This window comes from Pseudarthrobacter sp. As-47 (assembly GCF_058215595.1).
Window position 1 is genome coordinate 1960792 of sequence record NZ_CM177088.1, and the last position, 23623, is coordinate 1984414.

The window sequence follows — 23623 nt, forward strand, 5'->3', positions numbered from 1 at the left end:
CCGGTTCGTGGCTTGGGGCTCTCCGCTTCGGCTTCGATTGTCCCTATTGGAAGGGTTAGGTGGATGAGGTGACCACCAGGGCTCCCTAGCGTCCCTTTGTTGCCCTCCGTTGCAGCAGGCGATTCGTTAGTTACCTAACCCTTGAAAGCCACGGGAGAGCAGAAGCGACACCAGGGCGGAGGTCAGTTCACCTCCTGCTTCGCGGAAGGCGACGACCGGCCCCCGCGTGCACGCCAGGGCCGCAGCAACCGTCCCGGGACTGCCGGCACCAGTGGCTTCCTCATGAGCAGCTGATCACTCACACCCGATAGTTCACGTATAACGTGGCAGGAAGTGGTCCTTGGAGCATTTCTGGGGTAATACCGTGAATCTCTGTGATCCTGCTACGGAACCATGCATCGAAGGGATCATCGGAGGTAGCGGCCATTTGGAACGCTTTGCCGAGGTCCTTTCCTTCCTGGAAAATGCAGGCGAAATCGCCTTGAGGCGTGGCCATATGGCTTACGACTTCCCTGGCGATTCCCATTCGCTGCCGGGCCTGCTTGTACTCTTCCATCCGAGGCCCCTGGGTCTCAGCAACCAATTCCTTGAAAGCCTCAAGCTTGCCGGGAAGGATGGGCGCGAACCATGTCATACATTCCATGACTGCTTCCTCGTTTCACTAGTGTCAGAGAAGGCGCTACCCCCAGCCTGCAACAAGCAAATGGTAGTACTGGCCAAGAATGACGACCAGAGCGGGCCCCCCTTGAACGCCATCATCTTTGGCGGGGAAAGGCATTCTGCCGGGGACCGCGGGAGGATCGCTCGGGGACCCAGGAGGTGCACGACGGAACTGCGGATGCGACCCCTCTTTTCGTTTTCCTGCTGTCGGAGCTGAAGCGCTGAAGGATGGAAAGGATGTTCTGCTCGGACCCGGCGGACATATGCGCTGTTGTCGGCGCTGTGTCGGGCTGTCGGCTATTTTCCTACCTGGCTTCAGGGACAGCAATATCCCGTGCCCTTGACGCGTTTGAACCCTGCTGCGACTTACTCACCAGGGGTTTTATTCGAAGAATCCTCGATTTCGGTTCGGGCATCTGGACGCCTGCTCCATGACCGATAGTTAGTCGGTCAACTGCTTGTCGATGAGGATGATCCGGGGGATGGATTCGGCGTATTCGAAAGCCCGGCGGAGAACCGGCTGGTGGTATGAATGCCCATCGGGTGGCCCCCGCGGCCAAACCCGCGCCCGACGAAAGACTGGCTCACAGCCCAGCATGTCCTGACCGCCCTCGCCGGAACCGCCGATGCGGCGCCTACGGTTTTCAGTTCCACTGCAGCCCAACACCACTGCTTCTTTGAAAGAAGTCCCGGTGGCGCTCCTGCAACCCCTTGGGCAGAGCCGCCCGCAGCAGTTGGATGCCGTGTTCGATCTGTTCGGCAGGGTTGCGGCGGAGTTGGTACGCCTTCAATGGGGGGCTGGATCAGGGCGGCAATCCGGTGACAGGCATTAATTTCCATCACATAGTAAGGGTACTTACTATTTATTAGTAAACATGCTTACTATTGCGGGGAGTGCTGGTTCGTCTACAGCAGCTGACCACGATGGAAAGAGAGCATGATGACGGAAAATCAGTGGACCAACGTCTCCGGACCCTCCGCGCAGGATCCGGAGACGTCTATCGGAACAACCGAGGCCGCGGCGCCGGCTGCCGACGGCGGATCCGATTCCAAGAAGGAAGCCGCGAAAGAAGAAGCTTCCCACGTGGCGGGCCAGGCAGTCTCGGCAGCACGGGGCGTTGCCCAGACCGCGAAGGAAGAAGTCGCCAACGTCGCCTCCGAGGCCAAGTCCAGCGCCAAAGATGTGCTGTCCCAAGCCAAGTCAGGGTTTTCCAGCCAGGCTGGCACACAGCAGCAGAAGGCCGCCGAAGGAATCCGGACGATCTCCAGCCAGCTGCAGACCATGGCCGATGCCCCCGAGCAGAAGGGTGTCGCCAGTGACCTGATCCGGCAGGCCGCTGACCGGACCTCGGCGGTAGCTTCCTGGATTGAAGGGAAGGACCCGGCAGCACTTCTGGGTGACGTGCAGTCCTTCGCCCGCCGTAAGCCGGGCACATTCCTGCTGCTGGCAGCAGGGGCGGGCATGCTTGCCGGCCGCCTCACCCGCGGCCTCACCGCAGTGACCTCCGCGACCCAAGGCGCGGGCCCGTCCCCGCAGGTAGCTCCGGTCGGGCAAAATACGGCTTTTGGCGCAGGCAGCCCCGCCGCTTTCCATGATGAGCCCGTCATAGGCGGAGGCGCTCCGGTTTCCACCTCATCACTGCCCTCGGGCAGTGCGGAGGACACTCCGCTGCGGCTCGAGGATGACCTTTACCAGTCGAGGGAAGGACGCCACCTGTGAGCAGCCAGATTCCGGAGCCGCCTCCGAGCGAAGCCCATTTAAAGGCGGACAACACCTCGCTGGGTGACCTGCTGGGCGAGGTGACCCGCGACCTGTCCACACTGATGCGCCAGGAAGTGGAGCTTGCGAAGGCAGAAGCAAAGCAGTCCGCTACGAAGGCAGGCAAGGGCGGCGGCATGCTCGCCGGCGCCTGCGTCGCCGGGCATTTCGTGCTGTTGTTCCTGTCCCTGGCACTCATGTTCGCCCTGGGCGCCCTGATGCCACTGGGCTGGGCCGCCGTGATTGTCGCCGTGATCTGGGGCATCATCGCCGCGGTCCTCGCCTCGAAGGGCCGCAAGGAACTTCAGCAAATCAAGGGCATGCCCCAGACCAGCGAAACACTTTCTGAAATTCCCGAAACCCTAAAACCAGGTGAGGTAACCCGATGAGCGAAAACCCGGATGCAATCCGTGCAGAAATAGAAGAAACCCGCGAACGCCTGGGCACGAACGTGGACGCCCTCGCCCACAAGGTCACCCCGGCCCACGTCGTCCAGCGCCAGACCGACAAGGTCAAGGGCAGCGTCAAGGACGCCGTCGCCGGAGTCAAGGACAAAGTCATGGGAGTAGCAGATTCCGCCACATCCGCTGTGGGAGATACGGTGTCCACGGTTCAGCACAAGGTCTCCTCGGGCACCGGCCATGCCGGGAACGCCCTGCACAGCACGGGCGATTCCCTGCATGGTGCCGGGCAGGGCGTTACAGCCAAACTTTCCGATGCCGGTGACGCGATCTCGGCAGCCCCGGGTCAGGTGAAGTCCAAGGCCCAAGGGAACCCGATGGCCGCCGGTTTGATCGCGTTCGGCGCCGGGATGCTGCTCTCGTCCCTGATCCCGGCCAGCACCAAGGAGCGGCAGGCAGCGGATCAGCTCAAAACGGCCGCTCAGCCGCTGGGTACAAAGCTGACCGACGCGGCCAAAGACATGGTCGAGGATTTGAAGGAACCGGCCCAGGAAGCGATGGAAAGCGTCAAGGCCAGCGCCGCCGACGCCGTCCAGAACGTCAAGGCCGAAGGCCAAGGCGCCGTTACTGACGTCAAAGACCGCGCTGCAGACGCCAAGGACACCGTCCAGAGCACGTGAGCGCCCGGGACAGGGCCACAAAGCCTCCCCGCGGCCCAGCGGGGAGGCCGCAGGACCCCGACCAGCAATTACCCGTTGCCGGCGGGCCACGGCTGAAGTCAGAGCCCGGCCCGGTTCCGGACCAGTGGGCCACCCACCGGCTGGTCAGCATCGCGGCCAGGCTTTATGAGCGAAGGCTCAACCGCCGGTTGGCCCGTCTCGGGCTGACTACAGGATCGCTGGACGCCCTGGACGCTGCGGCTTCACTTGAACCGGCCACCGCATCGGACCTCGCGGACATGCTCTGCGTGAGCCGGCAAAGCCTGGGCAAGGTGCTGCGGCGGCTGCAGAAACTCGGGTTTCTGACCAGAGAGCCCGGCAGGGACGGCCGCAGCGCTGACGTTCGCCTCACCAGGGCAGGACGGGAGGTCCTTTCCGCCGCTGAAGAGCTCGTGCGTAATGGGCCGGAAGCTGCAGCGACTGATGAGGCGTTGTTCCGCCGGCAGCTGGAACAACACATCGGCTACCTCAGAAATGCCGAGCAAAGCACCCTCACCCGGCACGCGGACGCAGTCCGGCAAGCACGACCCGCACGCGGATCCGGCCACCGGCAAAATCCGGTAAAGACACATTTCAACGAAGCAGGAGCAAGCATATGGCGACAACAAACCGGGCTACCGGCCCCAAAACCACCCTCCAAAGAGCAGCCCAGGCAGTAGGGGCCGTCTTCCTGCTCGTCGGAGTCCTCGGCTTCATCCCGGGCATCACCAGCAACTACGACGCCCTTTCCTTCGCCGGGCACGGCTCCGAAGCGCTCCTGTTGGGGGTTTTCCAGGTCTCGATCCTGCATAACATTGTTCACCTGCTCTTCGGCGTCGCGGGAATCCTGATGTCCCGCACCAACGGCCAGGCCAGGAACTACCTGCTCTACGGCGGCGTCGTATACCTCATCCTCTGGCTCTACGGAACCATCGTCGGCCACGACACTCCCGCCAACTTCGTCCCCGTCAACAGTGCCGATAACTGGCTGCACCTGATCCTCGGCATCGCCATGATTGCCCTGGCCATCCTGCTCTCCCGCAACACCACACGCACCGCCGGTTCTACGAGCCGCTAACCAGCGATCACATCAGATTCAACGACGGCCGCACCAACCCCTCAGACCAGCTCAGGCTTGAAGGCCACCGAGACGAGCTCGGGTGCCGCACCGAAGGGCCCTGAACAGTGAAACTGCCCATGCATGCTCTGCCCCCCGTCCCTGGAGGGCGGAGCACGGGGCTTTTTGGCCACTGCACCCGGGGATGGACGGGGCGCCCTGCGAACCAGTCCCGTCAGTCGCCTCTGGTAGGAACCGGCCGTCCGTGGGCCATCAGGACTTACCCGCCCTTAGTCAGGTCCGGGTCGCGGCGAAGCCAAGCCATGGCCTTCCTTGACGAGGTGAAGTACGCGACGGGGCACGGCAACGGGCTTACCCGCAGAACGAAAAGGGCGAGGACATAATCCACGGGAGAGGAACCCAGCAGCGCGATGCGTGAAACGGTTCCCGGGGGCAGAACTACTTTTCGGGCGGGAGGGGTGAAGTTCACCCGTCCAACGTGTATGAGCATCGGAAAGCTGATTCCCTGGCTGAGCACGCCTACGGCAGCGGCAGCCCCATGAGCCTCGTCCACTCCAATGGTGTGGCCTGCTCTCCAGCGCAGCCGGAGGAATCCGTCTGCGAGTTCAAGAGCGCCTTTGTCCGTGATCTCAATACTGCGCATAGGGTCCCTGCCACGTTAGTTGCCGTCCCCAACGTACGACCCTAGCCCATGCGGCACCGCCGGCACTGATTCCCCGCAGGGCGGGCGCTTTATTCATCAGGCCGGCCGGGACCCAAATAAGTCTTCGCCCAGGCGGCTCAAAAGTTTCGTTGATCCTTGGACAAATCATGACCAATCTTGAAGAGCAGAAGTAAACATGTAACCACTCCTGCCACAGGCAGGCGTGGTTGTGGCATTGTGCGGCCACTTCTGTAGCAGAGCGGAAGTTAGCACCCAGTGCAGGTCGTTCGCCGCTGGGGGCAGGCCGCTGTGTACCAGCGGCCTCCGCCGATCCCAAGGGTCAACCGACCAGCATGCGGGCCGAGAGGTGGGCTGGCTCCTGAAATTCCTGAGACCAGGAGCCAGCCCCCTTGGCGGAGCCCCCGATGAAGGCTAGAAGGAACCTCTCCAGCGAGTAATACACCACCACTGCACATGATTCGCTATCAGCCAGCCCCAAAACAAGGCCAGGCAGGAACAACCCCAAAATATGGCGCGCTGTTAGGCCCAAGGGGTACTCCGAGAATCCGCCAGGAGCATGGCCAGGAGGGACGCTCCCTATAAATTTTGCCGACCTATATATAGTGGCCAGGCCGGTCTAAATAGCGCGCAGCAGGTATTTTGCGTCGAAAGTTTCTGCCCTGTACTGAGCTTCGACAATGTTGAAGCCAGCGCGTTGGATCATGGGCTCAAGGAGCCACCGGAACGTCGAGTGCTCATCTCTTACGTGCTCTTCAAACTCATCACGGCTCCACTGGCCATCGACGCTGGTACCGCCCTGGGAACACCAGGCTTCAATTTGTTCTGTCGCCTCCGCCGGGTCGAAATCGTAGACGACGTCCCACAAGCGGCAAATGCCCCCAAGGGGCAGCAATTTACGCATCCGGTCCAGCACTATTGCTTTCCAACAGCATCTCATCCCAGCCTTCGCAGGCTCATCTCATGCCGGCATAGCCAGGGACATCGGGACCCGTCACAAAACAGCGGGGGATAGGCCCGCGCTCTCTCGCGGAACCCTAACTCGACTACACCACCGGCGCGCACAGAAAGTTGTCTTCGGCAAGAGCACGCGGGCGGCCCGGAGGCCGACTACGTTCCATGACCCCAACGATGCGTCGAGCAGGTAAAGCCAAGTCGGTAAGCGAGGGAGTTCGGCCCGTGGTCAGGCTTGCAGACGTCAGTAAGGGTTGGCGCCAACCTGATGTGCGGTGTGGGGGTTGGGAGTGGGACCTGCTGGGCCGGTGCTGAGGTGGGGGCGATTGGACTTATATCGGGGTGCGCGGTGCTCTTGGTACAGTTCGGCTCAAGGGGGCGGTTGTTGGGACCGCTTGAAGGAGATCCTTGTGATGCCGGGTGCGCGGACGCTCATAGTGATTGAAGACGACGAAGACATTGGCCGCCTGATCCAGGGGGTACTGGGCGGGACAGGACTTACCGTCTTCCTGGAGCGAACAGGAGTAGGCGGGGTATCGGCGGTGAATCATCACAGCCCGGCTGCCGTGCTTTTGGATTACGGTCTTCCTGACATCGATGGTCTTGAAGTGATCCGCCGGATCAGAAGCTTCAGTGACGTGTACATCCTCATACTCACCGGCCATGTCAATATGTCAGGGATGCTGATGACGGCCGGGGCGGACGCGGTGATGACCAAGCCGTTCCGGCCCAAGACCTTACTGGCCCACATTCAGGAAAGACTTGCCCTGCCAGCAGCCCAAGACCAGAACCTACCCGAGGTCGGCGATCCGCTGCCGTAGCGCCTACCATCGAAAAGGGCACAATGTCCCTTTCACCTAGATAAAGGGACGGGTTTGTTGCGAACTTCAGTACTGCCGGGTTTGTTCATACCCTCGCCCACGGTCAGCGCCTTGGAGCTCGGACCGCTGACAGTACGCTTCTACGCGCTCTGCATCCTGGCAGGCATCGTCCTCGGCACCTGGCTGACAGCCCGCCGCCTTCGGGCCAGGGGCGGCACAACAGCCCAGGCCCTGGACATCATCATGTGGGCGGTTCCGTTCGGCATCATCGGCGGCAGGCTCTACCACGTCATCACCGACAACCAGCTGTATTTTGGGCCCGGCAAGGATTCTTGGGGGGCTTTCCGGATCTGGGAAGGCGGGCTCGGGATCTGGGGCGCGGTCGCCCTCGGCCTTGTCGGGGCCGCCATCGGGGCACGGCGGACCGGGGCCAGCCTGGCAGCGTTCGCGGACGCCGCCGCCCCAGGGCTGCTCCTCGCCCAAGGGCTCGGACGCTGGGGCAACTGGTTCAATAACGAGCTCTACGGGGCACCGACGGATGTGCCGTGGAAACTTCAGATCCACGCCATGAACCCCGCCACCGGCCAGGCAGTCACCGCCGGTGACGGCACACCGGAGATCCTCGGATACTTCCAGCCAACGTTCCTCTACGAATCCTTGTGGTGCGTGGCCGCCGCGCTGCTGCTGATGTTCCTGGACCGCCGGTACACTCTCGGTGCCGGCTCGGTGTTTGCCCTTTACATTGTCTTCTACACCGCCGGCCGCTTTGCCTTCGAGCTGATGCGCTCTGACTACGCCAACACGATCCTGGGGCTAAGGGTGAACACCTGGGTATCCGCTCTGCTCTTTCTTGCCGGCCTCGGACTCTTCCTGTTCCTCAGATCCCGGCCACGGTCCAAAGCGACGGCCGGGAGCACCGCTGCCATAGACGCCGTCAAGGCTCCACAGGATGGCGAGCCTTCGGAACGGCGGGGTGAACCCTGAGCTCGGGACTCACCGCCCCTGCCCGTGCCACGTTTGGGGGACGTCCGGGCAAACTTGAGGTCGAAGGCGGTTCGAAGCGCACTCATACCGGCAACCGACCCTTCTGTTCGGCCCCTGTCAAGGTTTCGCCCAGCGGCGAGGACAAACCATGTTCCATTCTGAGCCTCGTTGCGTGTTGCTCTTCGATTCCGGATGTTCATGGTCCTCTGCAGGGCCGGGGTTTCTGCGGTGGCCGGCGTGCACTTCGTAGAAAGCGGAGATCACTGCACCGGGACGAGAGGACCGTAGCTGTCCTGAATGGTTGCCGCGGCGAGTATGGCCGCTGCTGTTCGGTCGGGTGCACCGTGTTGAACCATGTGCGGTTGTCCGGCGATTTCGAGGAATTGGCCTTGGCCCGGGATGTCCGCCAATTGTTGGCACCATTGTCGGGGCGCGATGGGGTCTTTCGATCCCCGGACAACGAGTACGGGCCGGGTGACGTGGCCCAGGCGGGCTTCCAGGGGGTAGGACATCATGACGCGCAGTTCGGTGAGGTACCAGCGCAGTCCGGAGCGGATGTAGTCGCTGAACACGATGGCATTGCCTCGCGGACTTTCCCTCAGGGAGTCAAGGCCCAGTGCCATGGCCTGCTGGAGGACGGTACGGCGTGCAGGATCCACGACCGGGCCGAGCAGAACGACATTCGAGACCAGGTCGGGACGCTGAACCGCCAGCTCGGTGGCGAACTGGGTGCCCATTGAGTGTCCGATGACCACGACCGGGCCAGTGCCGATCGCCTCGAGTACCCCCGCGATGACACCCCCGTATCCCGCGACGGACATACGCTGGTCGGGTGTGGTGGTAGCGCCGAAACCGGGCAGGTCGATGGCGTGGGTGTCTCCGTGGCGGGCAAGGACAGCCTGGAGCCGGCGGTAATAGCGGTGGGAGGCCCCTATACCGTGCAAAAGTACGAACACCGGCCCCGGCGTGTCCGAAGGGCCGGCCAGGGAGAACACACGCGAGGACACAGACCCTGCACTGATGGTTCTGACCGTCAGGGGCGGAAGCCCGCCGGTTTCGGCTGTGGCTGGTGTGGGACTTTTGTCCTTGGTGACGGCGGTTTCTTTTGTTTCCGCGTACATGATGTATGTCTTTCGGTTGAGTCGCCCACCATGGTCTGTCCTGGTGACGGGCCCTGCTGCCTGTGCCAAGGTCGCAGCTTCTAGACCCACCACAGTAGGAACGTGCTGCGGCCCCCGTCAACGCTCGTGACCTGATCGCAAGCCTTGGCCAAAGACACGTTATGCCCTTGTGACCGGAGGAGTAGAACCTTCCTCTGCCCTGCCGGACGCCAGGGGCGTTGTGCAGACCACATTGGGTTCTTTGCTCACCTGTCACGTCCCCGACGTTTTCGCTGACGGCGGTCACGCTTCAGCTGGCCAGCAGCCCGTTTTTCCGTTTGTCGCCGCGGACGTTTACTGCTGAAGGGCGTTTGCACCGGCAGCCATCCCGGCCCGAGCGTCACCCTGCTTTCCGCATATGTGATGAACACCAGCGGCTGCGGGCACCGGGACCGTAACGCTCCTGCCAACTCCGGTCGAGCAATGGATCTTGCAGGCAGGATCTGTGCAGTGCGGTGGATTACACGGCGCCCTTTCTCAACTTAGGGCTGGGGCAGGAGGAGTTCGTGTGACCGTCGCACCGGAGCAGCAGCCTCAAAACCGGGTCTTTGTCGACAGGTTCAAAGAGCAATTAAACCCTCAACTCCCTATTGGCTCTTCGTCCCGAAAACCCCATTGCCCCCGGCAGGAAGCGCGGACTACCTTGTCCTAATCCTGACGTTCAACGGCGACCGTCCGGCACCGTTGGGGTGCCGCCAGTAAATGTTTCTCCAGCAAGGGAATCCGAGATGCCAAAAGCTAAAGCGCCGGTAACTTCAGCCGCCCAGGCTTTGGTCTTAACAGTTGCCCTCTTTGCCAGCCTGATCGGAGCAGCCAGCAATGCTCAGGCAGCCGAGAATTACGGCTACCAAAGCATCAGCTACTCGGGTGTGGCCAATCCCCCTACCGCTGATAAACCGCAGAGCAAACTATGGTGGAATGACGGATCGTGGTGGGCGCAGATGTGGACCACCGGAACTGGCTGGCAGATCTACCGACTGGACAGGGCCACGAGGACCTGGATGAGCACGGGCGTTACGAATGACAGCCGCGGCACTGCGTCAGCGGACACGTTGTGGGATGGGAACAAACTCTACATCGCCTCCCATGTGGTGACGGTGTCCGGGGACTCCGGCGCAAAGGCTTCAGTCTCAGGGCAGCCCGCCAAGCTCTACAGGTACAGCTACAGTGCCGGCAAGTACACGCTCGACTCCGGCTTTCCCATAAACATCAACAACAACAGCAGCGAGTCCTTGACAATCGACAAGGACACCACCGGCGCCATCTGGGCGACGTGGACGCAGGTGGCCGGAAGCTCAAGCTCCGGCTACACCAGCAGCGTTTACGTGAACTCGTCCGCACCGGGCGGCACCAGTTGGGGGTCTCCGTTCGTGCTACCTGTTGCGGATCCAAACCCCGCCCCCGATGACATCTCGGCAGTTGTTGCCTTTGGCAACAAAAAAATCGGCGTGATGTGGAGCGACCAGCCGGCGGGAGCCGTTTATTGGGCCACGCGCACCGACGGGACGTCCCCCACCGCAGCATCGTCGTGGAAGGTGCAGCCCGCCATCCAGGGCAAAGGCCAGGCCGACGATCACCTGAATCTTAAAGCCCTCTTGGCTGATTCGGCAGGACGGGTCTACGCGGCGACAAAGACCAGCCTTGACGGCACCTCGTCGGATAAGACCTTGCCCCAGCTGCAGCTACTGGTCTTCAAACCCGGAACAGGCGCGTTCACAAAATCAACTATCGCAACCGTGGCTGACTGTGTTTCCCGACCTCAAATCCTGTTGGATACGGCCAATAACCAGGTGAGGGCGTTCTATACGGCCCCATCCACCTCAGTATCCGGCTGCGCGTATTCGGGAATGTCCGGCAGCATCTACGAGAAGACCGCCTCCATGGACAGTCCTGTCTTCGGCACCGGACGGGGAACACCGGTTATCCAGGACGGCGCGTCAGCAAACATGAACAATGTCACCACCACTAAACAGGGGGTGAACGCCACCACGGGTGTTGTGGTTATGGCCACCAACAAGGCCACCTCGCGCTACTGGTACTCGGACCGGTCGCTTGGAACGGCTCCCCCTCCGGGTGATACGGCGGCTCCCACGGTTACGGGAACGTCCCCGGCTGATGGTGCTACTGGCGTGGCCGTTTCAACAAACGTGACTGCCACGTTCTCCGAAGCGATGAACGCCTCCACCATTAATTCGACCACGTTCACCCTCAAGACAGGGACGACGGCGGTTTCAGCCGCAGTGACGTACAGCGGCACCGGCAACACCGCGACGCTCAACCCAGGCACGGACCTGGCAGCCGGCACCACCTACACCGCAACCGTCAAGGGCGGCTCCACCGGGGTAAAGGACGCTGCCGGCAACGCGCTGGCCTCGGACAAGACCTGGACCTTCACCACAGCCGCGGCGAGCGGCGGCGGCGGGACGTCCGAGACCGTCACCCTCACCGCCACCGCGGACAGCTGGGTGGCAGGCGGAGCAGCAAACACAAACTACGGCACCTCCACCACAATGAGCGTGGACAACAGTCCCGTGGAAACCACCTACCTGAAATTCGACCTCTCAGCGTATGCGGGCCGGACCGTGGAGAGCGCAACACTGCAGCTGCGCAGCGCCGGCAGCGGGTCAACGGGCAAGCAGAACGTCAAACTCGTCACGGATGACAGCTGGACCGAAAGCGGAATCACCTACAACAACCGCCCCGCGCTCGGCACCAGCATCGGCACGCTCGGCCCCACAGCAGCCAACAGCAACTACAGCGTTCCACTCACCGCCAGCGCACTGGCCGGCGAACTCGGCCAACAACTCTCCCTCGGCCTGGACGCCACCAGCACCGACGGCCTGGACCTCAACTCCAGGGAAGCCGGCAGCACCGCACCCAAACTCGTCCTCACCCTGTCCAGCGGTGGCGGCGCAGGGGGCGGTGATACGACGGCTCCGTCGGTGACGGGCACGTCCCCGGCTGATGCTGCTCCAGGCGTGGCAGTGTCGACCAACGTGACCGCCACGTTCTCCGAAGCGATGAACACCTCGACCATCAATGCGGACACGTTCACCCTCAAGACAGGAACGACGACGGTAACGGCCACCGTGAGCCTCAACAGCACAGGCAACACCGCGACGCTGAACCCGAATACGGACCTGGCAGCCGGCACCGCCTACACGGCAACCATCAAGAGCGGCTCCACCGGGGTGAAGGATGCTGCCGGCAACGCGCTGGCCTCGGACAAGACCTGGAGCTTCACCACGGCCGCCGCCAGCGGTGGTGGCGGCACAACGGAAACCGTCACCCTCACAGCCACCGCTGACAGCTGGGTGGCGGGCGGAGCGGCAGCAACAAACTACGGCACGGGCACCTCTCTCAGTGTGGACAACAGTCCCGTGGAAGTCACCTTCCTGAAATTCGACCTCACAGCCTACGCGGGCCGCAGCGTGGAGAGCGCGACACTGCAGCTGCGCAGCGCCGGCAGCGGGTCAATAGGGAAGCAAAACATCAAACTCGTCACGGATGACACCTGGACCGAAAGCGGAATCACCTACAACAACCGCCCCGCGCTCGGCACCAGCATCGGCACGCTCGGCCCCACAGCAGCCAACAGCAACTACAGCGTTCCACTCACCGCCAGCGCCCTGGCCGGCGAACTCGGCCAACAACTCTCCCTCGGCCTGGACGCCACCAGCACCGACGGCCTGGACCTCACCTCCAAAGAATCCGGCAGCACCGCACCCAAACTCGTCATCACCCTGGGTGGCGGCGGGGCGGCGCCTGCACCGCCGGGTGATTCGATGGCTCCGACGGTGACGGGTACGGCTCCGGCTGCAGGGGCGGCCGGTGTGGTGGTGGGAGCGGATGTGACGGGGTCGTTTTCGGAGGCGATCGATGCCTCGACGGTCACCCCGGCGACGTTCACGTTGACCGCAGGGGCGGCCGCGGTGCCGGCCGCCGTGACCTACAACGGCACGGACAGGATAGCGACGCTGAACCCGGACGCGGATCTGGCGGCCGGTACGACGTACACGGCGATGATCAGGAGCGGCACCGACGGGGTGAAGGATGTTGCAGGTAACGCGTTGGCGGAGGACAAGACGTGGACCTTCACCACCGCTTCCGCCGGGGGCGCGTCGGAGACCGTCACGCTCACGGCCACTGCTGACAGCTATGTCTCGGGCGGAGCGGCGGGGACGAACTACGGCGCGGGTACCGTGCTGGGGGTGGACAGCAGCCCGGTAGTGGATCTCACGTACTTGAAGTTTGATCTGTCCGCGTACGCCGGCAGGACCCTGGAGAGCGCAACACTGCAAGTGCGCAGCGCCCGGAGTGGGTCAACGGGTAAGCAGAACGTAAAACTGGTCGCTGATGACGGCTGGACCGAGAGCGGGATCACCTACAACAACCGACCCACGCTCGGTGCCGGTATCGGCACGCTCGGCCCGACAACAACCAACACCAACTACAACATCCCGCTGACCATCAGCGCCCTGGCCGGTGAACTCGGCCAACAACTCTCCCTCGGCCTGGATACCAGCAGCACCGACGGCCTGGACCTCAACTCCAAAGAAGCCGGCAGCACCACCGCACCCAAACTCGTCCTCACCCTGAAGTAGGTGCACGACGTCCTTCAAAATCGGCAGTTGATCTTCTGCTGCTAGCTAGGACAGGTGTGATGCCATTGAGATTCCTCAACTGTGGGGTTGACCAGAATGCCTGCCGCCCTGCTGAGGTTCCTTTGCCGTTGGAGAGCTATCAGCGGGTATCCCCAGCCGGGCCGGTTCATCACAACACTTATACTCGCCAAGTCTTAAGGACGGAAGGGCTTAGCAGCTGGAAGAGCTCAAAAGGGCCAGCATCTCACGGTGATGGAATGATGTGAGGGACTTTAGATAACGAGAGCCGACAGTTCGGGGGGCCGGTGGGCCGCCGAATTCGATAGTCAGGAGTGGGGCTTGATCACCAAGGGAGGACCAGGGAAATCCTGATAGGTGCAAATTCCTACGGCCACACTGATCGCAAGCCGGTGTCTACGACGCGTTATTCCGCTGTCACCGGGCAAAGAGACGCGTTTCTCCCGTGGCGAGGAGACCGCAGAGGCTTGGGCGATATTCCGGCAACAGCCAGCTAAGAGCCCGGTGCCCTTTCCCGGCCTCCGCGCTGGTTCCGTGGACCAACGTGGTAGGGCGGGCAGGTTCCGTCCGTGCTAGACATAGTTCTCATAGATGACGTCCCGGCAGAGTAGGAACTTATGGCAGAAACGGTTTCCATGCTTCGCGGGGGCCATAGTGAAGGCATGTGCCTCCCGGTCAGCGGATGCGTTACGGACCGAGTTATGACCTGTTCCGGCGTTCGCGGTTGTTGTCGCCGTGATCCTGGGCACCGCGTTGCCCATGTTCGATGCAGTTGTCGACGACCGTTTGCCCGGCAATATGACAGTTCTCCTCTTTAGCGGGGGAACGGACGCGGCCAGGGCTGTTCTGCAGGCCATTTCGGGTTCCCTTATCACCGTGACCTCGCTGGCGTTTTCGCTGACCGTTGTTACTCTCCAGGTGGCCAGCAGCCAGTTCTCCCCACGGTTGGTGCGGACGTTTACTGCTGACCGTTTCGTCCACCGCACGCTGGCTCTCTTTCTGGCCACGTTTTCCTATGCGCTGACGGTCCTTCGCAGCGTTCGCGGTGAAGACGACGGGAAATCTTCACTTGTTCCGGAGATTTCCGTCACGGTCGCTTTCGTGCTCGCCATAGCCAGTGTCATCGGGCTGGTGCTCTTCCTGGCGCACCTCACCAGGGAAATCCGTGGGGAAACCATGATGCGAAGGGTCAACGCCGAAACGCAGGAAACCATTGACCGTGTCTTTCCCAAGGACCGCCCTTCTCCCGGACCCGGCCCGGTCCCCGGCGTCCGAAACATTCCTTATCAACTCCACTCATTCAGGGTTCCTGACCTCGTTCGATAAGGCCGCGCTGGTGCAAGCTGCGAAAGTCTCCCGGGACCGTGGTGCGGATCGACCGTGAGCCGGGCACCTCCTTGGTCGAGGGGTGTTCCTTTCGCGACCGTTTGGCCGGCGGACCCTGGAGTGACATTCACGCCGGCGGTCTTAGAGACAGCTGTCGAAACCGGGTATGAGCGCACCAATGTCCAGGATGTCGGATTTGGGTTCCGCCAGCTGGTCGATGTCGCCGTACGCGCCCTTTCGCCTGGCGTTAATGACCCCACCACCGCCGTCCACGTCATCGGGCATCTCTCCGTCCTCCTTGCCGGTTGGCGCAGCGGCCCCAGGGCCCGGACCAGCTCAGGGACAAGGCCAGGAAGGTACGTGTGGTGCTGGCCCTTCCTGTCCTCGGTGACCTCCTCGATTTGGCCCTGAACCAGCCACGACAGTACGGGCAGCGGACCCCGTCGTGGCCGGGCGTCTTCTTGGACTCCTCCACGAACTCAGCTGGTGTGACCGCAACGGCACGCACCGGGCGGAGGTCCTCGAACACCTCCGCCTCATGCGCAACGCCATCGGCGCCGCAAACCATTCACCGGCCGACCGAAAAAACTTGCTGGATCAGGCGGACTCCATCGCAGCGCTGGGCGCGGAAAAAGGAGACTGACAGCTTCAGGTTCCACCAGAAGCTGCACCCTAAGTATCAGGCCGCGGGCGGCGGCCAGCGCCGCACCGCAGCTCCATTGTCACTGAACTGTTCCTGTCTTCGGCGGCCAGCGGGAAGGGAGCCTGCACTGTCCCCGCTGTTGACGGGATCGTCGGGGACCGGCACCGGTCACGGCAGGCCCGGACAGGGCGTGAGAGCCTTAGGTAGCCTGAACACCGGCACTTGTTCCGGGTGTGTCCTGGGGGATGCCAGCGGCAGGACAGCGCCGTGACTGCCCTACATGAGGAGAAAAATCCATGAATACTCCGGATCGGGTGGACCCCTGGCGGAATGCTTACGGGCGCGCAAGTGTCAGGGCGGGACAGACTCTTTTGCTGCTGGGCCTTGCAACGGTGCTGGTGTACGCGCTGATCCAGCTGCGGCTGGTGGTCATCCCGCTGCTGCTGGCGCTCATCCTCGCTGCTGCCATCGCGCCTTTGGTGCATTGGCTGAGGAGGAAAGGCTGGCCCAGTGCCGCCGCGACCGGGTTCTCCTTCCTACTGCTGCTGCTGGCCGTGGGCGGGCTGGTCACGGCCGTGGTGTTCGCCGTAATGGGACAGGCGGGCGAACTCGCCCGCAGCGCCAGGCAAGGGTTCGATCAGCTCTACGGGTTGGTGCGCAACGGCCCGGTCCCGGTGGACGAGCAGCAAATCCAACAGGCCAGGGACGCCGTCCTGGACTTCATCACCAGCAGCACCGCCGGCGCCGGCGTGGTCTCCGGCCTCAGTGCCGCAGGAACCTTCATCACCGGTTTCCTGCTGATGGTCGTGATCCTGTTCTTCTTCCTCAAAGACGGCGAACGCATCTGGGCTTTCATCCTGCGGGCGTTCAAAGGAACACGCCTGGTCAAGGCAAGGCGTGTAGGCCAGGAAAGCCTTCTGGTCCTGGGCGGCTACGTGCGAGGAACGGCCATCGTAGCCACCGTCGACGCGTTCTTCATCGGGCTGGCCCTGATCCTGCTCGGAGTCCCGCTCGCGCTGCCGCTGGCCGCGGTGGTGTTCATCGGAGCGTTCATCCCGCTGGTCGGGGCGACCCTCGCCGGTGTTTTGGCCGCCCTCGTCGCCCTGGTCGCCAACGGCCCGGTCACGGCACTGATCGTGGTCATCGCCGTGATCCTCGTCAACCAGCTCGAAGGCAACTTCCTGCAGCCGGTGGTAATGGGCCACACCCTCAGTGTCCACGCCCTGGTTATCTTGCTGGCCCTGACCGCCGGGACCATACTCGCGGGAATCATCGGGGCCATCCTCTCGGTCCCCCTCGCAGCAGTGACATGGGCGGCGATCAAGGCCTGGAACGAAAAGACGGACGACCAAATCACCGACGAAGACGTACGAAAAGCAGAACGCGACACCGTGCTGGACGAAAAAGGCCAGGGCCGCAGAGCAACACCGGAACCCGAACGGGAGTACCAAAAAGCAGCCGTCTCCATGGACCTGGGAAAAGCACAGGACAGGACCCCTGCTACTTCCCGGGCAGAGGTCACTGAACGGGAGCAAAACCCGTAACAGCCGGCCACAATGCACCCCGCCCGCGCCTGCACGGCCGGGGCGCAGGTCTAGGATAAAAACCTCGGTCCGCGACGCGGACCAAAGCTGATAGGAGCGTACTGCTGTGATTGGATTCATTATCGCCGGACTCGTCATTGGAGCACTGGCCCGACTGATCAAACCGGGCAAACAAAACCTCAGCTTCATCGCGACCCTGCTGCTGGGTTTGGCCGGCTCGGTCATCGGCGGGGTCATCGCCAGCCTGCTGGGAACAGGGGACATCTTCGAGCTGAACATCCTCGGGTTCATCGTCGCTGTCATCGCAGCCGTCCTCCTGATCGGTGTCGCCGAGGGCATCGCCGGCCGCCGCAAATCCGTGCGCTGACGGAACAGACGTCACCGCTCTGAAACAGGTGCGGGGTCCCAGCATGTGTCAGAGCATCAGCAGGACAAAGCCCGCCACTGTGCAGAGGATTCCCAGGACGGTCAGGATCCAGCCGACAATCAGGACTGTGTTGTCGTGTCGGGGCGGCCCGAGGCTCCACCGGGCCGGATGGCACTGGTCATAATGAAGCTCGATGTTCTCACCACTTTCCAGGGGCGAGTTCACAGTGAGGGCGTGCAGGGACAGGTGCGGTGTGTTGGCGCTGTCCAGCCAGCGCAATCCCTTATATCGGCCGGCGTCGAACACCTCAGCGGTTGTGCTGGTCCAATGGCAGCGCCGCCGGGCCATGATCCACCCTGTGACCAGCAACGGAATCCCGGGGACAAACCCTACCCAGGTCATCAGCTCCAGGATGGGGCCGAGAACGTCTGCGGGCCCGGGCATAAGCCGATCTTATCCGGGAGCGTCTCTTGCGGGTACCGTGTGCTGATGCCCCTACTTAGAAAAGACTCACTGACCCGATTCCGCAAAACGGCCGTTACCGTCGCCTACCGCACGGAAACAGGTATTCGTGACCGGCTGGCACGCCGGGCGGCCAGGCAGGGCTGGACCCCTGCGGTCATTCCGTATTCCGGCTACGCCAGCGCACACCATGCCCGCGTCCTCGGACGGGTCGTCCTCGCCCCGGCATCAGTTGATCCTGCCGCCCGCCGCGGCATTTCCGGCTGGCGCCGCCTGCTCACCCTGGAGAGTCCCGGAACCGAGGTAACGATCGAGCTCGGCGGCACCACAACCACGGTCACCAGCGACTCCGCCGGCATCATCGACGCACGGCTGCCGCTGGACAGCCCCCTGAAACCGGGACTCACTAAAGCTTCACTGCAGGTCGAGGGCCGCGGGCAGGTTCCCGCGGACGTGCACGTCATGAGCGCCGAACCGGTGCGCGGCGTGGTGTGCGACATCGATGACACCGTATGGGTCACCGGCATCTCCCATCCTGCCCGGGCGGCCTGGCGGACCCTGCGCGGCTCCAGTTCGACCAGGCAATCGGTGCCCGGCATGGCGCGCCTGCTTCGGACCGCTGTTGAGGGCCAGGACCATCCCGGGGTGGTGTATCTGAGTAATGGCCCATGGAACTTCGTGGGCCCGGTCTCGCGGTTCCTGGAACGGCACGATTTCCCGGCAGGGGCAGTCCTGATGACCGACTGGGGCATCACCCCGCACCGCTGGTTCCGCGACGGTAAGGAACACAAATCATCCTCCCTCGCCCGCCTTATCGAGGACCTGCCCCACATCACCTGGGTCCTCGTCGGAGACGACGGCGAACACGATCCCACTATTTACCGTGACTTGGCCAAGGCCCACCCCGACCACGTGGCAGCGATCGCTTTGCGGTCGGTCCGGCCGGCCGCACCGACCGGCGCCGGCCAGGGGACGGGCTCCATCAACGGCATCCCGATTCTGCGCGGCGCCGATGGAGACGAGCTCCTGCCACTGCTGCGAGACGCGCTGAAAGGGCGCCCATTGCCCGGTACCTGATCGTCCCGACTGTGGCGAAACCAAGCCCGCCGCGTCCCCCTGTTGCGCCCATGACTAAGCGGCAGTTCCGGCTGTGCACGGGTGCGGCGGAACTGGCAGGAGACGGTACCGGTTCCGAGGATGGTGCCATGGAAGGTCAGCCATTCACCACGTCAGTCCATCGGGCGTGGTTAGGATGGAAGGGTTAGCCGCCGACAGCGCGCCGGCGGAAACCAACCGTAGGGAGAAACACCATGGGTTTGGATGACAAGATCAGCAACGCCGCCGACAAGCTCGGCGGCAAGGGCAAAGAGGCAACCGGCGAAGCAACCGGTGACGACAGCCTGAAGGCCGAGGGCCAGGGCGACCAGGCCAAGGGCGACCTGAAACAGGCCGGCGAAAAGGTCAAGGACGCCTTCAAAAAGGACTAACTCCCGGCAGGACAACAAATGAAGGGTGCGGCTCCCGCAGGAGCCGCACCCTTCATGCTTCTCATCGTCCGGTCAGGCGGCCCGATTCCGGGATCAGGTGCTCGTGGCGTCTTGGACTTCGCCGACGAGCTCTTCAATGATGTCCTCAAGGAACAGAACCCCGGTGGTGGTGCCCTCGGCGTCGAAGACCCGGGCGACATGGGTGCCGGTGCGGCGCATCGTGGCCAGCGCGTCCTCAAGCTCGCTGCCGCCGAACGCCGAGGCGAGGCGGCGGATCCGTTTCGCCGGCACCGGCTGACTGAACTTCTCCGGTTCCGTGAGGTCCATGACGTCCTTCAGGTGCAGGTAGCCTGACGGGACGCCGTCGTCGTCGGTGAGGATGTAGCGGGAGAACCCGTGCCCGGCCACGGCCTGCTGGATGTCCGCCGGCGTGGCGGACTCCGGCAGGAGCACCATCTCGGAGATCGGCACCTCAACGTCCGCCACGGTCTTGGCCGTGAATTCGAACGCCGCGCTCAGGGTTCCGGTGGTGTCGGTCAGCATGCCGTCGCGGGTGGACTGCTCCACGATGTTGGCCACCTCATCCAGCGTGTAGGCGCTGGTGGCCTCGTCCTTCGGCTCCACCTTGAACAGGCGCAGGATGGAGTTGGCAATGCCGTTCAGCGTCCAGATCACCGGCTTGACCACGCGGGAGACCATGACCAGCGGCGGGGCCAGGATCAGGGCTGCCCGCGTGGGAACGGAGAAGGAGATGTTCTTGGGGACCATCTCACCAAGCACCACGTGCAGGAAGGTAACTAGCAGCAGCGCCGTGATGAAGGCAATGATGCTGATTGCCTCGTAGGAGAGGGACGTCAGGCCCAGCGGGATTTCCAGCAGGTGGTGGATGGCGGGTTCGGAGACGTTCAGGATCACCAGGGAACAGACGGTGATGCCCAGCTGGCTGGTGGCCAGCATGAGTGTGGCGTGCTCCATGGCCCACAGCGTGGTCTTGGCGGCCTTGCTGCCGGCCTCTGCCTTGGGCTCAATCTGGGAGCGGCGTGCCGAAATGACGGCAAATTCTGCGCCGACGAAGAAGGCGTTGACCGCCAGGAGCACCACCAGCCAGATGATGCCGGGAAGGTATTCACTCATGGGTCAGCTCCTGCGTCAGGTCATCGATGATGCGGTCATGGACGGTCTTCGGCGGCTCGGCGGACGGATCCGGGGTGAACCGCAGCCGCTCCACATGGGTCCCGACCACACGTTCGACCCGGAGCGTTCCACCGTCGATTTCAACCTCGTCGCCCAGTTCCGGGATCCGGTCCAGCTGGTCCGTGACGAACCCCGCCACGGTGTCGTACTCCTCGCCGTCAGGGACGCTGATGCCGGTCCGGTCCAGGAGTTCGTCCGGGCGGAGGGAAGCGTCAAAGGTGATGGAGCGGCCGGTGCGGACCACCCCGACCCGGGCGCGGTCATGTTCATCCTCGAGCTCTCCGACGATCTCCTCAACGAGGTCCTCCAGGGTGACGATCCCGGCGGTTCCGCCGTGCTCGTCCGAGACGATGGCGACCTGCAGCCCCTGCTTGCGGAGCAGGACCAGGAGCGTGTCGACGCCCATGGACTCGGGTACCCGGAGCGGTTCGATCATCAAATCAGAAGCCGTCCCGCTCACCCGCTGGTCCATGGGCAATGCGAAGGCCTGTTTGACGTGCACGACGCCCAGGACCTCGTCCCGGTCCCGGCCAATGACCGGGAAACGGGAGTAACCGGTAGAGGTCGCCAGGGTGACGATTTCCTCGGCGGTGTCATCGGAGCCGACGGCGGTCATCCGCACGCGCGGGGTCATCACATCCGCTGCGCTGTGGTCCGAGAACCGGAGCGTGCGGTGCAGCAGGGCGGCGTGGTCAAGGTCCAGGACCCCTTCCAGGGCGGACCGGCGGACCAGGGAGCTGAGTTCCTCGGCGCTGCGGGCGCCGGAGAGCTCTTCTTTCGGCTCGATCCCGAAGGACCTGATGATCTTGTTGGCGGTGTTGTTGAACAGCAAGATGACGGGTTTGAACACGGCAGTGAACAGGGCCTGGAACGGAATGACGACCTTGGCCGTGGCCAGCGGGAGCGCCAGGGCAAAGTTCTTGGGCACCAATTCGCCGATCACCATCGAAAAAACCGTGGCGATGAAGATACCCACTACCGCGCCGACGCCGGGAACAACAGCTTCGGGGAGCCCGGCAGCAAGCATCGGGCCGCGCAGCAGCGAGCTGATCGCCGGTTCGAAGGTGTAGCCGGTCAGCAGGGTGGTCAGGGTGATGCCCAGCTGCGCACTCGAAAGGTGCGTTGACGTAATTTTCAGAGCCTTGATGGTCGGACCGAGGCGTTTCTCGCCGCGGGCCTGACGGGCTTCCAGATCGTTACGGTCCAGATTCACCAGCGCGAACTCGGAGGCCACGAACAAACCCGTGCCAACGGTGAGGATCAGGCCGACCCCGATCATGATCCATTCATACATTTGGGCGCCCCTTTCCCGCGTTGGCCGGTAAACCGGTCAAAAGGTCAAGGGGCAAGGGCATATGTGAGGGAGGGTCATCCATGATGCCAACCATTCTAACCGGGACGTCCTGTCCCAGGCACGAGGAGAAGCAGGGCAAGACTGCGGAACCGGGACCCAAGCCCGTGCTAACGGAAGAGGGGCCAGGGCCTAAAAGTAATACAGGTGTGATCGCCCGTATGGACATCTGAAGCTAGGCTGGTGGGATGGTTTCCACCAGGACGTGGGGATGGCCGCTCTGAGCTGGTCTTCACCAAAAGTGCTTCGCCGCCCGGTTCCGCTGCGAAGCGTTTTCGTGTGGCTCCTGCTGGCACTGCTTCTCGCAGGGGCAGCCTCCTACACCAAGGGCAGCCGGTATGCCCTCGTTCCCGCTCACGGACCGGTCCAGCCCGAGGGCGAACAAGCCGTCGAAACAAAACCACGGGCGGAAATCACGGCAAGCCCCCCAGACACGCCACCGCCGGCTTTGCAAGCAATCCGCGTCGTCCACGAGGTTGGCGAGTTCGTTGAGCCCAAGGAGCTGGAGAAGGACGGCAGTGAACGGCGCCGGGCCCCCCGCGGCGAACCGGTACCAGTGCGCACCGGGGTGGTGGACCCGCCGTCCTTGACCCAGCACCAGCCCGGCAACGGGATCCTTTCCAGCATTGATCCCTTAGAGCCGGAATTGCCGGCACTGACGGTGGTCGATCTGTCGATCAGCAGGACATAGGGCAGCAGGACATAGAGACGTTCGCTGTTTTGCCATCACAACCTGCTGTATAGACCCGGAAAGAGAACCCAATGACACACGTACAGTCCATGCTGGAGGCCCACCCCAAGGACGTGGGGGGCATCGACAAGGCCAAGCTCGTGGAGTGCATCCAGACGTGCTTTGAGTGCGCGCAAACCTGCGCCGCGTGCGCTGACGCCTGCCTGCATGAAGAGATGGTTACCGAGCTCACCAAATGTATCCGCACCAACCTTGACTGCGTCAACATCTGTGCGGCCACCGGAAAGATCCTCTCCCGCTACGGTGACTATAACGCCGGTATCACCCAAGCGGTGCTGGAAGCATGTGGCACCGCCTGCAGGGCCTGCGCCGACAAATGCAGCCAGCACGCGTCCATGCACCGCCACTGTGCAATCTGTGCCGAGGCCTGCAGGCGCTGCGAGCAGGCCTGCGCTGACCTCCTCGCCTCGCTGAGCTGAGACGGGGGCGATTCTGATGGGACATACACAGTTTTCCCGCGCGGCTCGTCGTGCACAGCTCAGGGTGCATCCCACGAGCACATCACAAGAGGCACCCACAGAGGATCCGCAATTGAGTCGGATGCTGGCGGCGCACATCCACTGCGGACAGGCAATGACACTGGTCAAGGCACATCCGGTGCTGACAGCCGAAGGGCAGGCAAATGAGGACGAGGATGACGGCCAACTCATGTACCGGTGCGCCTGCGGGTTCACTTTCGATCTACCACGCAGCTGACCCC

General features: G+C 63.0%; 24 protein-coding genes. 17 read left to right on the plus strand and 7 right to left on the minus strand.

Annotation, left to right across the window (positions count from 1 at the left end):
- Positions 1-298: 298 nt before the first annotated feature.
- Positions 299-634 (minus strand): DUF6176 family protein, encoded by a 336-nt coding sequence (locus AC4BCK_RS09075; RefSeq protein ID WP_490566841.1) that lies wholly within the window; start codon positions 632-634, stop codon positions 299-301.
- Positions 635-1597: 963 nt separating this feature from the next.
- On the opposite strand from AC4BCK_RS09075, the gene AC4BCK_RS09080 reads away from it, so the two are divergent.
- The 5 genes from AC4BCK_RS09080 to AC4BCK_RS09100 are packed head-to-tail and all read left to right on the plus strand — an operon-like array spanning position 1598 to position 4596.
- On the plus strand, positions 1598-2380 hold the full coding sequence (locus AC4BCK_RS09080) for a hypothetical protein (RefSeq protein WP_373462221.1): 783 nt from the start codon (positions 1598-1600) through the stop codon (positions 2378-2380).
- The gene (locus tag AC4BCK_RS09085) at positions 2377-2808 is read left to right on the plus strand and encodes a phage holin family protein (protein WP_306971410.1); all 432 of its coding nucleotides are present in this window, start codon (positions 2377-2379) and stop codon (positions 2806-2808) included. The genes AC4BCK_RS09080 and AC4BCK_RS09085 overlap by 4 nt, the downstream gene beginning before the upstream one ends.
- Positions 2805-3500, plus strand: coding sequence for a DUF3618 domain-containing protein (locus tag AC4BCK_RS09090; protein ID WP_306971411.1), 696 nt, complete (start codon positions 2805-2807; stop codon positions 3498-3500). Before AC4BCK_RS09085 ends, AC4BCK_RS09090 begins: the two co-directional genes overlap by 4 nt.
- Positions 3497-4198, plus strand: a complete 702-nt coding sequence (locus tag AC4BCK_RS09095; RefSeq protein ID WP_373462222.1) for a MarR family transcriptional regulator — start codon at positions 3497-3499, stop codon at positions 4196-4198. The genes AC4BCK_RS09090 and AC4BCK_RS09095 overlap by 4 nt, the downstream gene beginning before the upstream one ends.
- Positions 4135-4596 (plus strand): DUF4383 domain-containing protein, encoded by a 462-nt coding sequence (locus AC4BCK_RS09100; RefSeq protein ID WP_306971412.1) that lies wholly within the window; start codon positions 4135-4137, stop codon positions 4594-4596. Before AC4BCK_RS09095 ends, AC4BCK_RS09100 begins: the two co-directional genes overlap by 64 nt.
- Before the next feature lie 259 nt (positions 4597-4855).
- Here AC4BCK_RS09100 and AC4BCK_RS09105 read toward each other — a convergent pair whose 3' ends face one another.
- Both AC4BCK_RS09105 and AC4BCK_RS09110 read right to left on the minus strand, forming a co-directional pair.
- Complete coding sequence (locus tag AC4BCK_RS09105; RefSeq protein WP_306971413.1) at positions 4856-5239, minus strand: DUF7793 family protein; 384 nt, start codon at positions 5237-5239, stop codon at positions 4856-4858.
- Positions 5240-5876: 637 nt separating this feature from the next.
- The gene (locus tag AC4BCK_RS09110; protein WP_330189288.1) at positions 5877-6161 is read right to left on the minus strand and encodes a hypothetical protein; all 285 of its coding nucleotides are present in this window, start codon (positions 6159-6161) and stop codon (positions 5877-5879) included.
- A gap of 445 nt (positions 6162-6606) precedes the next feature.
- Between AC4BCK_RS09110 and AC4BCK_RS09115 the strand changes: the two genes are divergently transcribed.
- A complete protein-coding gene (locus tag AC4BCK_RS09115; RefSeq protein WP_306971415.1) occupies positions 6607-7032 on the plus strand; it encodes a response regulator transcription factor in 426 nt (141 codons plus the stop codon).
- Positions 7033-7089: 57 nt separating this feature from the next.
- On the plus strand, positions 7090-8016 hold the full coding sequence (gene lgt, locus AC4BCK_RS09120) for a prolipoprotein diacylglyceryl transferase (protein ID WP_306971416.1): 927 nt from the start codon (positions 7090-7092) through the stop codon (positions 8014-8016).
- A 260-nt stretch (positions 8017-8276) separates the two neighbouring features.
- Here lgt and AC4BCK_RS09125 read toward each other — a convergent pair whose 3' ends face one another.
- Entirely contained in the window at positions 8277-9137 is an 861-nt protein-coding gene (locus AC4BCK_RS09125) for an alpha/beta fold hydrolase (RefSeq protein WP_306971417.1), read from the minus strand.
- 767 nt (positions 9138-9904) lie between these two features.
- On the opposite strand from AC4BCK_RS09125, the gene AC4BCK_RS09130 reads away from it, so the two are divergent.
- The 6 genes from AC4BCK_RS09130 to AC4BCK_RS09155 all read left to right on the plus strand — a co-directional run bounded on the left by AC4BCK_RS09130 (position 9905) and on the right by AC4BCK_RS09155 (position 17678).
- Positions 9905-13780 carry a CBM96 family carbohydrate-binding protein gene (locus AC4BCK_RS09130; RefSeq protein WP_306971418.1) on the plus strand — a complete coding sequence of 1292 codons (3876 nt, stop codon included), beginning with the start codon at positions 9905-9907 and terminating at the stop codon, positions 13778-13780.
- Positions 13781-14533: 753 nt separating this feature from the next.
- Complete coding sequence (locus AC4BCK_RS09135) at positions 14534-15124, plus strand: DUF2254 family protein (RefSeq protein ID WP_306971419.1); 591 nt, start codon at positions 14534-14536, stop codon at positions 15122-15124.
- A 120-nt stretch (positions 15125-15244) separates the two neighbouring features.
- Positions 15245-15535, plus strand: a complete 291-nt coding sequence (locus AC4BCK_RS09140; protein ID WP_330189289.1) for a DUF2254 family protein — start codon at positions 15245-15247, stop codon at positions 15533-15535.
- Between the two features lie 34 nt (positions 15536-15569).
- Entirely contained in the window at positions 15570-15767 is a 198-nt protein-coding gene (locus AC4BCK_RS09145; protein WP_306971421.1) for a hypothetical protein, read from the plus strand.
- A 296-nt stretch (positions 15768-16063) separates the two neighbouring features.
- Entirely contained in the window at positions 16064-17311 is a 1248-nt protein-coding gene (locus AC4BCK_RS09150; protein ID WP_330189290.1) for an AI-2E family transporter, read from the plus strand.
- A gap of 106 nt (positions 17312-17417) precedes the next feature.
- Positions 17418-17678: a GlsB/YeaQ/YmgE family stress response membrane protein gene (locus tag AC4BCK_RS09155; protein WP_306971423.1), complete on the plus strand. Its 261-nt coding sequence runs from the start codon at positions 17418-17420 to the stop codon at positions 17676-17678.
- Between the two features lie 48 nt (positions 17679-17726).
- On the opposite strand, the gene AC4BCK_RS09160 is transcribed toward AC4BCK_RS09155, so the two are convergent.
- A complete protein-coding gene (locus tag AC4BCK_RS09160; protein ID WP_306971424.1) occupies positions 17727-18122 on the minus strand; it encodes a hypothetical protein in 396 nt (131 codons plus the stop codon).
- 45 nt (positions 18123-18167) lie between these two features.
- On the opposite strand from AC4BCK_RS09160, the gene AC4BCK_RS09165 reads away from it, so the two are divergent.
- Positions 18168-19217: an App1 family protein phosphatidate phosphatase gene (locus tag AC4BCK_RS09165; protein WP_306971425.1), complete on the plus strand. Its 1050-nt coding sequence runs from the start codon at positions 18168-18170 to the stop codon at positions 19215-19217.
- 233 nt (positions 19218-19450) lie between these two features.
- Positions 19451-19627: a CsbD family protein gene (locus tag AC4BCK_RS09170; protein WP_306971426.1), complete on the plus strand. Its 177-nt coding sequence runs from the start codon at positions 19451-19453 to the stop codon at positions 19625-19627.
- Positions 19628-19720: 93 nt separating this feature from the next.
- Here AC4BCK_RS09170 and AC4BCK_RS09175 read toward each other — a convergent pair whose 3' ends face one another.
- Both AC4BCK_RS09175 and AC4BCK_RS09180 read right to left on the minus strand, forming a co-directional pair.
- Positions 19721-20761 carry a hemolysin family protein gene (locus AC4BCK_RS09175; protein WP_306971427.1) on the minus strand — a complete coding sequence of 347 codons (1041 nt, stop codon included), beginning with the start codon at positions 20759-20761 and terminating at the stop codon, positions 19721-19723.
- Positions 20754-22115 (minus strand): hemolysin family protein, encoded by a 1362-nt coding sequence (locus tag AC4BCK_RS09180; RefSeq protein WP_306971428.1) that lies wholly within the window; start codon positions 22113-22115, stop codon positions 20754-20756. Before AC4BCK_RS09180 ends, AC4BCK_RS09175 begins: the two co-directional genes overlap by 8 nt.
- A 268-nt stretch (positions 22116-22383) precedes the next feature.
- Between AC4BCK_RS09180 and AC4BCK_RS09185 the strand changes: the two genes are divergently transcribed.
- Both AC4BCK_RS09185 and AC4BCK_RS09190 read left to right on the plus strand, forming a co-directional pair.
- Complete coding sequence (locus tag AC4BCK_RS09185; RefSeq protein WP_306971429.1) at positions 22384-22863, plus strand: hypothetical protein; 480 nt, start codon at positions 22384-22386, stop codon at positions 22861-22863.
- Between the two features lie 71 nt (positions 22864-22934).
- Positions 22935-23342 carry a four-helix bundle copper-binding protein gene (locus AC4BCK_RS09190; protein ID WP_490566842.1) on the plus strand — a complete coding sequence of 136 codons (408 nt, stop codon included), beginning with the start codon at positions 22935-22937 and terminating at the stop codon, positions 23340-23342.
- Positions 23343-23623: the final 281 nt, after the last annotated feature.

Excerpts from the sequence above, each read along its gene's own strand:
- AC4BCK_RS09170 (WP_306971426.1), top strand. The coding sequence starts at position 19,451 with ATGGGTTTGGATGACAAGATCAGCAACGCCGCCGACAAGCTCGGCGGC.
- AC4BCK_RS09075 (WP_490566841.1), bottom strand. The coding sequence starts at position 634 with ATGACATGGTTCGCGCCCATCCTTCCCGGCAAGCTTGAGGCTTTCAAG.
- AC4BCK_RS09150 (WP_330189290.1), top strand. The coding sequence starts at position 16,064 with ATGAATACTCCGGATCGGGTGGACCCCTGGCGGAATGCTTACGGGCGC.
- AC4BCK_RS09100 (WP_306971412.1), top strand. The coding sequence starts at position 4,135 with ATGGCGACAACAAACCGGGCTACCGGCCCCAAAACCACCCTCCAAAGA.
- AC4BCK_RS09185 (WP_306971429.1), top strand. The coding sequence starts at position 22,384 with ATGGCCGCTCTGAGCTGGTCTTCACCAAAAGTGCTTCGCCGCCCGGTT.
- AC4BCK_RS09190 (WP_490566842.1), top strand. The coding sequence starts at position 22,935 with ATGACACACGTACAGTCCATGCTGGAGGCCCACCCCAAGGACGTGGGG.
- AC4BCK_RS09165 (WP_306971425.1), top strand. The coding sequence starts at position 18,168 with ATGCCCCTACTTAGAAAAGACTCACTGACCCGATTCCGCAAAACGGCC.
- AC4BCK_RS09090 (WP_306971411.1), top strand. The coding sequence starts at position 2,805 with ATGAGCGAAAACCCGGATGCAATCCGTGCAGAAATAGAAGAAACCCGC.
- AC4BCK_RS09160 (WP_306971424.1), bottom strand. The coding sequence starts at position 18,122 with ATGCCCGGGCCCGCAGACGTTCTCGGCCCCATCCTGGAGCTGATGACC.
- AC4BCK_RS09080 (WP_373462221.1), top strand. The coding sequence starts at position 1,598 with ATGATGACGGAAAATCAGTGGACCAACGTCTCCGGACCCTCCGCGCAG.
- AC4BCK_RS09175 (WP_306971427.1), bottom strand. The coding sequence starts at position 20,761 with ATGAGTGAATACCTTCCCGGCATCATCTGGCTGGTGGTGCTCCTGGCG.
- AC4BCK_RS09130 (WP_306971418.1), top strand. The coding sequence starts at position 9,905 with ATGCCAAAAGCTAAAGCGCCGGTAACTTCAGCCGCCCAGGCTTTGGTC.
- AC4BCK_RS09180 (WP_306971428.1), bottom strand. The coding sequence starts at position 22,115 with ATGTATGAATGGATCATGATCGGGGTCGGCCTGATCCTCACCGTTGGC.
- AC4BCK_RS09110 (WP_330189288.1), bottom strand. The coding sequence starts at position 6,161 with ATGCGTAAATTGCTGCCCCTTGGGGGCATTTGCCGCTTGTGGGACGTC.
- AC4BCK_RS09105 (WP_306971413.1), bottom strand. The coding sequence starts at position 5,239 with ATGCGCAGTATTGAGATCACGGACAAAGGCGCTCTTGAACTCGCAGAC.
- AC4BCK_RS09125 (WP_306971417.1), bottom strand. The coding sequence starts at position 9,137 with ATGTACGCGGAAACAAAAGAAACCGCCGTCACCAAGGACAAAAGTCCC.